The sequence below is a fragment of the Nitrososphaerota archaeon genome (assembly GCA_027887005.1).
Taxonomy (GTDB): domain Archaea; phylum Thermoproteota; class Nitrososphaeria; order Nitrososphaerales; family Gagatemarchaeaceae; genus UBA183.
In genome coordinates this window covers 37,225-43,303 of the sequence record JAPCJI010000010.1, presented here as the reverse complement: position 1 = coordinate 43,303, position 6,079 = coordinate 37,225, and the positions used below count along the sequence as shown (strand labels likewise).

The following is a 6,079-nucleotide window of genomic DNA, read 5'->3' as shown; positions in this document are numbered from 1 at the left end:
TCGTTCGCCGATTCGTTCGCCCTGCCTTCGATGAACACGCCCCCCTTCCTCGAGTCGGTGATCTGCGCCTCGGTCTTCATGCAGGTCGTGTTGACAGAGATGCTGTCGTGGTAGGGGAGCCTGAGCTTCCAGTCCTTCAGGCCGTGGTACTTCACCAGCGCCTGCATGGTAAACGCAACAGCCCTGTAGGTGGCCAGGGTCAGCTCACCTGAATCTCCAACGCCCCAATTGTCCGGGGGTCCCTCAGGCACGCTACGAGCCTCGCCGGAATGTCCCTCGCCGCGGCCGCAGCACCCAACGCGATCGTCCTGTCGCTTGTGAACCGGCTCTTCCTAATCACAATGTCCCGTGGATGAGAAAGGGTAAGGCTCGGGTCTCCCTGGGCTGTGAACTGAAACCTCTCCTCTCCGGCCCGCAGGATGAATGTTACCTTCGACCCTCTGCGACGAATGGCCTGCTTGAAAGGTTCGCTGAGCCCTGCACACCCTTTGGAAGCACCTACCCCTATTATACAGTCTCCCCTCGGAGTGAGGTGCTCCTCAGTCGTAACTTCGATCGTGGTGGGATGAAGGGAGCTCACCATCGGGTGTCCCCTGAACAGGACTGTCTCCGTCTGAATTTCCACGGGGACGAACGCAGCTCGTTGTACTGGCTTCACCTACGCACCCCCCTGCGGTTGTATCCCGTTGCAGTGGGAGCACCTCACCCCGCCTATGGGCACTAGGGAGGTGCAGAAGACGCAGAACCTGTATCCATCGGGGGGGCGCACCTGGCCGCGCCCTTCGGGGAGCCAGAATGCGACGGCCGACATTATCCCACCTCCGACCACCATCGGGAATCCCCAGACCGAGAAGATTGGGAGTTCCAGAAAATAGAAGGCGGCCCCCGTAGCCATGACGAGGAGGCCTGAACCGAGCAGCGGCGGACGCATGCCATCGACTGGCAGGTGATGTCTTTATAGATTCGACAGTCCTTAGGCCCATTGTTTCCGTGACCACCGAATACGAGCGACTCCTCTCATCAATGGTCCTGGAGAGGAAGGCCAAACTAGCGGGGCTGACCGGGAAGAAGGGGAAGGCCAAGGAGTTGGCCGCGATGGTCTCAGACATCAGATCTATCGAGGTCGAACTCCAGCGGTATCAGCAGGGAATGGCGATCTTCAGGACGAAGAACCTGCCGAAGGTGGGCAGGTGGGGCAAGGCCGAGGCCGAAGAGAAGAAGGAAGAAACCCCAACCAGTTGACGCTGCTCCTCTCCGAGAGGGATGTCGAAGGCCTCCTCAAGATGGACGAGGTCGTCTTCAGCGTCGAGGAAGCGTTCCGACGCCAGTCCGAGGGGGAAGCCGAGAACTTCATGCGGACGCGGACCAAAGGAAGGGCATCGATCCTCAGCGTCATGCACGCCTCGCTTTCCTACCTGGGTAGGGGTGGGCTGAAGTGCTACACTTCGTCGAGGAAAGGGACCAGGTTCGCGTTCATACTCTTCGACTCTTCCGATTCCAAGCCCCTTGCAGTGATGGGGGCCGACGTCCTAGGCCGATACAGGACCGGCGCGGCCTCCGCAGTGGCCACCAAGCACCTCTACGGCAGGAGGTCAGCCCGGCTCGCCGTCTGCGGCTCGGGGAAGCAGGCGCTCACCCAGGTCCTTGCTCTGGCTTCGGTCGTCTCAGTCCACGAGGTAAGGGTCTGGAGCCCCACCAGAGAGCACCGAAAGTCCTTCGCTGAAGCCTTGGGAGCCCGCGGGTTTGACTCCACCGCCTTCGACTCCGCCGCAGAGGCCCTCGAAGGCGCGGACGTAGTGTCGGCAATCACCTCGTCGACCCAGCCTTTCATCGACGGGGTGTCGATCAGAAAAGTGTCCCACCTCAACATCTGCGGGTCGAACACCCCGGACCGCTTTGAGATCGCCCCCTCCGCACTGGGCGCCTTCGGCACCATAGTAGTCGACGACCTTGCCCAGGCAAAGGTCGAGTACGGAGACCTGATCCAGGGGGTGAAGGCAGGCACGACGGACTGGGGGAAGATGGTAGAGCTGAAGGATGTAGTGGGAGGAAGGATGAAACCCAGGGGAAAGACCTTGTTCAAGTCCGGGGGCGTCGCGCTCGAAGACGTGGCCGTGGGAAGCATGGTCTACGACAAGGCCGTGAAGACCGGCCGCTTCAGCAGCTTTGAATTCGAACTCGGCTGACCGGCGCCTAGCCCATCGGAGGCATGCCGCCCATTCCGCCGCCGCCTGGCGGCATCGGGGGCGCCCTCATCTTGCTGGCCGCGATTACGTCGTCAATCCTCAGGATCATCGAAGCCGCCTCGGTTGCCGCTCGGAGGATCTGAAGCTTCACCGCCAGGGGCTCCCAGATTGACTTTGCATACATGTCCGCCACCTTCCCGTTCATGGCGTCTACCCCGTACCACTTGCCCTCCTTTCCGTGCCTGGCCCTGAGGTCCACCTGAGTGTCAATTGCGTCCATCCCAGCGTTCTCGGCCAGAGTCATGGGGACCGACTCCATGGCATCGGCGAACTTCAGCGCGGCCAGCTGCTCTCTTCCGGACAACTTCTGTGCCCAAGCCCTCAGCTGGACTGAGACTTCTTCCTCGGGTGCCCCTCCGCCTGCGACTATCGCTGGAAGTTCCACAACGTCCTTCGTCACCATCAGGGCGTCGTGCAGCGCCCTCTCCGCCTCGTCGACTATTCGCTGAGTCCCGCCTCTCACGAGCACTGTGACCGCCTTCGGGTTCTTGCACCCCTCGATGAAGACCCACTTGTCATCCTCTATCTTCCTCTCTTCAACAGTCTTCGCGTATCCGAGGTCCTTCGCCGTAAGGTCGTCGAGGTTGGTGACCATCCTCGCTCCTGTAGCCTTCGCAAGCTTCGACATGTCGCTCTCCTTGACCCGCCTCACCGTCAGAATCCCTTGCTTTGCTAGGAAGTGCTGGGCCAGGTCGTCGATCCCCTTCTGGCAGATGAGCACGTTCGCCCCTGACTCCTTGACCTTCTGGACCATCCCCTTCAGGATGTTGCTCTCCTCGTCCATGAACTGCTGCATTTGTTCAGGGTCGTTGATCCTGATTTCTGCGGAGAACTCGGTCTTCTCTATCTCCAGGGCTGAGTTGATCAGAGCAATCTTTGCCTCTTCTATCTTCTTGGGCATTCCTGAGTGGACCACCTCTTTGTCCAGGACTATTCCCTTGATCAGCCGTGTGTCTGTAATGGAGCCTCCGGGCTTCTTCTCCACCTTGACGTTGTCGATGTCAACCTTGAACCCCTTCTCCGCCTTATCTGCGACGAGGAGGATGGCGTCCACGACCACGCCCGCGAGGTGAGGCGAGTCTTCGTTGACCAACTTCGTCAGCATGCTGGTGTTCGCTATCTTGAGCAGGTCCGCCCTGCTGGTCGGGTCGACCTTCTCAGCCATTTCTTCCAGGATGCTCTGGGCCTTCTCCGCTGCCCTGGAATACCCCTCCACTATCACCACGGGGTGAACGTCCTTGTCTATCAGGTCCTCAGCCTTCTCCAGGAGCGCCCCTGCGAAGACCACTGCAGACGTCGTCCCGTCTCCAACCTCGTTGTCAGTCGCCTTGCTTATCTCCACCATCATCTTCGCTGCCGGATGCTGGATGTCCAGTTCCTTCAGCATCGTGGCGCCGTCGTTGGTGATCGTGACGTCTCCCATCGAGTCGACCAGCATCTTGTCCATCCCCCTGGGTCCCAGTGAAGTCCTGACGACCTCGGCTATGAGCTTCGCGGCCGATATGTTGTTCCTTTGAGCCTCTCGACCTCTGGACTCGCCGGAGCCTTCCTTCAGAATGATTACTGGCTGGCCTGTGGCTGACATATGTCTCGCCTCGGTATACAACCACATGGTTATATGTGTTAGGGCGTCCGAGGCCTCTCTCGAACAGTCCGTCGCATCCTGGACGGAAGCCTGCCAGGAGCGCCCGCGCAAAGTCTTAAGAACGGTTCTTGAAGCGATTTTCCCCGGTCAATGTCCTCCGTCCCTCTCTCCAAGAAGGTCGCCGCAGAGTTCGTAGGCACCTTCGTCTTCATCATCGTCGGCGCAGGCTCCGCTATCGGCGCCTACTCCCTCGGGAAGCAGGATCCCGCATCCTCTCTCTTGGTTGCGGCCCTTGGAAACGGCCTGGGCCTTGCCATGGCAGTCTCCGCGACCATGGGCACCTCCGGTGGCGTCCTGAACCCCGCGGTCGCGCTCGGGCTCCTGGTGGGGAAGAAGCTGGCCCCCAGGGACCTTGTCCCGTACATCCTGGCCGAACTCGGGGGCGCCATCCTCGCCGGACTCGTGCTGGTAGGTTCCTTCCCGTCGCCGATCGGGTCTCCGGTCAACTGGGGGGCTCCCACCCTCAGCCAGATGCTGAGCTCCTGGCAGGGCATCGGGATCGAAGCTCTCCTGACGTTCATCCTGGTGATCGCAGTCTACGGGACGGCCGTCGACCCCAGGGCTCCCAAGATCGGCGGCCTTGGCATCGGGCTCGCGGTAATCGCAGATGTGCTCCTGGGGGGCAACCTGACAGGCGCGGCGATGAACCCGGCCAGGGCCATGGGCCCCATGATTGCCGGTGGATTCCTCCCGAGCTACTGGTACATCTACTGGGTCGGCCCGGTAATCGGCGCTCTGGCGGCGGGCCTCGTCTACGCTTTCGTCATTGAGAGCAGACAGTAGAGAGGGTCGGGAATAAATACGGCCTTCGAAAGGCGCTCTGATTCATTGAAGTCGTCCATGGTCAAGTTGACGAGAGAACAGGCTAGAGAGGTCCTGGGCAAGGTCGACGCCGCTCTAGGGGAGTCCAAGGGCCGCGAGGCGAGAGAGCGCGTCGCAAAGACTTTGAATTCAATTGTCCCGACATATTCCTGGGTCGGCATCTACGCTGTCGAGGGAAAGGACCTCGTCCTCGACGCCTGGGCAGGGCCAGCTGCGACCGAGCACACCCGCATACCAATCGGGAAGGGCATCTGTGGATTCGCCGCGAAAGCCGGGAGGACGGAGATAGTCTCGGACGTCAGCAAGGACCCGCGCTATCTTCAGTGCTTCCTCTCCACAAGGGCTGAGATAGTCGTCCCGATCTTCAACGGAACCAGCGTAGTGGGGGAGATAGACATCGACAGCGACCAGCTCGACGCCTTCTCCACCCTGGACAGGGAGCTGCTCGAGGCGGTCGCCAGGAAGACCAGCGAACGCTGGTCCGCATGAGACAGAGCGTATAACCTATGTTATACGTTTAAAAGGCAGATTTGCGGAGTTTCGATTCCAAACCATGAAGCTCGAAATCAAGGACCTTCACGCATCCGTGGAAGGAAAGGAGATCCTAAAGGGCGTGAACCTGACCGTCGCACAGGGAGAGACACACGCGCTGATGGGGCCCAACGGGTCGGGCAAGAGCACCCTCGCCTACACCCTCATGGGGCACCCGAAGTACCAGGTCACGTCCGGACAGATTCTCATCGACGGCGAGAGCATCGCCGGCCTTTCTCCCGACAAGCGGGTCAGGAAGGGGCTCTTCCTCGCGTTCCAGTATCCAGTCAGCGTTCAGGGAGTGAGCATGTTCTCGTTCCTCCGGGCCGCCTACAACAACTCGAGGCCTGCGGGTTCGGAGACTCCCACAATATTCGATTTCAAGGAAACCGTCGCCGAGAAGCTAAAGATGCTGAGCATGGACGAGTCATTCCTGACGCGGTATCTGAACGAAGGGTTCTCGGGGGGGGAGAAGAAGAGGGCGGAGATCCTACAGATGGCGCTGATGCAGCCGAAGTTCGCAGTCCTGGACGAGACGGACTCCGGGCTGGACATCGACGCCCTGAGGATCGTGGCCGAAGGCATCAACAAAGTCTCTGGCCCTGAAATGGGCACCCTGCTTATCACCCACTACCAGCGGATCCTGAAGTACGTCAAGCCGCAGTTCGTGCACGTCCTGCACCAGGGGAGGGTCATCAAGTCGGGGGGAGAAGAGCTGTCGCGTCTCCTCGAAGAGAAGGGGTACACCTGGATAGAGGGCTACGGTGGCGAGGAAGAAATCGCCCCGGCGACCCCATAACCCTTTTAACTGGGAAAATAACCTATGTTATATTCG

The 6,079-nt window shown here is 60.2% G+C and carries 8 protein-coding genes; 5 read left to right on the top strand and 3 right to left on the bottom strand.

Annotation, left to right across the window (positions count from 1 at the left end):
* Positions 1–199 precede the first annotated feature (199 nt).
* Both OK438_07360 and OK438_07355 read right to left on the bottom strand, forming a co-directional pair.
* Complete coding sequence (locus OK438_07360; GenBank protein MDA4125245.1) at positions 200–658, bottom strand: DUF371 domain-containing protein; 459 nt, start codon at positions 656–658, stop codon at positions 200–202.
* A complete protein-coding gene (locus OK438_07355; GenBank protein MDA4125244.1) occupies positions 659–931 on the bottom strand; it encodes a hypothetical protein in 273 nt (90 codons plus the stop codon).
* Between the two features lie 59 nt (positions 932–990).
* On the opposite strand from OK438_07355, the gene OK438_07350 reads away from it, so the two are divergent.
* Together OK438_07350 and OK438_07345 are read left to right on the top strand one after the other, a co-directional pair.
* Positions 991–1,242 carry a hypothetical protein gene (locus OK438_07350; GenBank protein MDA4125243.1) on the top strand — a complete coding sequence of 84 codons (252 nt, stop codon included), beginning with the start codon at positions 991–993 and terminating at the stop codon, positions 1,240–1,242.
* Positions 1,191–2,186, top strand: coding sequence for an ornithine cyclodeaminase family protein (locus OK438_07345; protein MDA4125242.1), 996 nt, complete (start codon positions 1,191–1,193; stop codon positions 2,184–2,186). The genes OK438_07350 and OK438_07345 overlap by 52 nt, the downstream gene beginning before the upstream one ends.
* A 7-nt stretch (positions 2,187–2,193) precedes the next feature.
* Here OK438_07345 and thsB read toward each other — a convergent pair whose 3' ends face one another.
* Complete coding sequence (gene thsB / locus OK438_07340) at positions 2,194–3,831, bottom strand: thermosome subunit beta (protein ID MDA4125241.1); 1,638 nt, start codon at positions 3,829–3,831, stop codon at positions 2,194–2,196.
* A 150-nt stretch (positions 3,832–3,981) separates the two neighbouring features.
* On the opposite strand from thsB, the gene OK438_07335 reads away from it, so the two are divergent.
* The 3 genes from OK438_07335 (at position 3,982) to sufC (ending at position 6,043) form a co-directional block, all read left to right on the top strand.
* The gene (locus tag OK438_07335) at positions 3,982–4,674 is read left to right on the top strand and encodes an aquaporin (protein ID MDA4125240.1); all 693 of its coding nucleotides are present in this window, start codon (positions 3,982–3,984) and stop codon (positions 4,672–4,674) included.
* A 45-nt stretch (positions 4,675–4,719) separates the two neighbouring features.
* Complete coding sequence (locus OK438_07330) at positions 4,720–5,202, top strand: GAF domain-containing protein (GenBank protein MDA4125239.1); 483 nt, start codon at positions 4,720–4,722, stop codon at positions 5,200–5,202.
* Between the two features lie 64 nt (positions 5,203–5,266).
* On the top strand, positions 5,267–6,043 hold the full coding sequence (sufC, locus tag OK438_07325; GenBank protein MDA4125238.1) for a Fe-S cluster assembly ATPase SufC: 777 nt from the start codon (positions 5,267–5,269) through the stop codon (positions 6,041–6,043).
* Positions 6,044–6,079 lie beyond the last annotated feature (36 nt).